Origin of the sequence: Deferrivibrio essentukiensis, from assembly GCF_020480685.1 — a bacterium.
Lineage (GTDB): Bacteria > Chrysiogenota > Deferribacteres > Deferribacterales > Deferrivibrionaceae > Deferrivibrio > Deferrivibrio essentukiensis.
This window is the reverse complement of record NZ_JAJAFU010000046.1, coordinates 1-1,643: the sequence shown is the minus strand read 5'-3', so window position 1 is coordinate 1,643 and position 1,643 is coordinate 1. Positions and strand designations below refer to the sequence as shown.

Below are 1,643 nucleotides of genomic sequence, written 5' to 3'. Positions count from 1 at the left end.
TTTAATCCTGCAATAGGAGTTGCAAGCCACCTTTAACTTGTTGTAGAATAATGTTTAACCCATAACAAAAAATACACCAAGGGGGTGACTTGCAATGGGTGGAATGATACCAATAAAATTAAAAGAAAGCAAAGAAAAAATTACGCCATTTGGTGGAGCTATAGTATTAAGTGAATTGCTTAAGAGTCTTGGAATAAGAGACTATATTGATAAGAATCTTCCTTTACCTAAGTCAAATGCAGGCTTGCTACCTTCTTCTAAAATAATACCAGTTTTATTATCAATGATACTTGGAGGCAGAGGTTATTCAGATGTAGATAAATTAAAGTCAGATAAAGCACTTTGTGAGATATTTAATCTTAAAGTTGTTCCTGACAGTACGACAATAGGTAGATTTTTTAAAGAATATTCAGGAGAATCTTTATCAGTTGCAAATAGTACTTCTATCAAAGCGATAGGCACTTTACTTTCTACTATAGCGATAAAATCATTAAAGCATTTAAACAAGAAAGAAGTTACACTTGATATAGATGCTACTTATATGCAAGTGTATAATGAAGAGGCTAAGATTTGTTACAAGGGATTTAAGTCTTATAGTTCATTATGCTGCTTTGTATCTGACATAGGTTATTGTATTGACGAAGAGTTCAGGGAGGGAAATATATCAGCTGTTACAGGAATATTGTCCCAATTAAAAAGAGCCTCAGATAAATTATCATTATCAGGCATAAAAGTATCTGGATTTCGAAGTGATTCAGCAGCATATCAAGCAGATATAATAAATTACTGTAATAGTGCGGGTATAGAATTTTATATTGGAGCAGATAAAGACATATCTATTCTGAATGGGATTGCTAATATTTCTGAAGATTCATGGAGACCTTATAAAGACCGTTATGGTAGTTTAGTTGATAACGAAGAGGTCAGTGAATTTATTCACAGTATGAATAAGAGCAAAGAAAGCTTTAGAGTTGTAGTTTTAAAAAAGAAGCTCATAAAGCCTTCTTTAAGTATACCTGAATTATTAGGTGACAATTATGTTTATAAAGCTATAGCAACAAATTCTACCAAATCTGCAGAAGAAGTAGTTCATTTCTACAATAAGAGGGGTGAGTGTGAATATTATATAAAAGAAGCTAAATACGGATTTGATTTAAATCATTTGCCTTCAGGTAGTCTTGGTGCAAATGGACTTTGGTTTAAGGTAGGCATGCTTGCCTATAATTTAATAATCTTTCTTAAGAATAACATATTACAAAGTGATTTTGTAAATAGGCAGGTAAAAAGTATCAGATATCTGATACTTTCTATTGGAGGCAAGTTAATATCTCATGGCAGGCAGATAATATTGAAGTTATGCTGTGATTTAGGAATGTTAAAAAGAATACAATTTTGGAGGAATGAGTGCTTGAAGATTTGATATCTTGTTAAAAAAGGTTTCTTATTGATTTTGTTTAGGAAGTTGACAGTGGAGGTGCATCCAAATATGGGCTAATTTTTGTAAAATTATACTATTTTATGGGAGAAAATATGACGTAATTGAGTTTCTACATAAAATTTAGTGAAATAAGATGGTCTTAAATGCATCAAAATACCACAATTAACAAAAAAATATTTCTATTGCAGGATTAAAGATCAATACA

At 31.2% G+C, this 1,643-nt stretch carries 1 protein-coding gene; it reads left to right on the top strand.

Translation table 11 applies throughout. From position 1 onward, the window contains the following. The first annotated feature begins 103 nt into the window (after positions 1–103). Entirely contained in the window at positions 104–1,420 is a 1,317-nt protein-coding gene (locus tag LF845_RS11655; RefSeq protein ID WP_242821185.1) for an IS1380 family transposase, read from the top strand. Positions 1,421–1,643 lie beyond the last annotated feature (223 nt).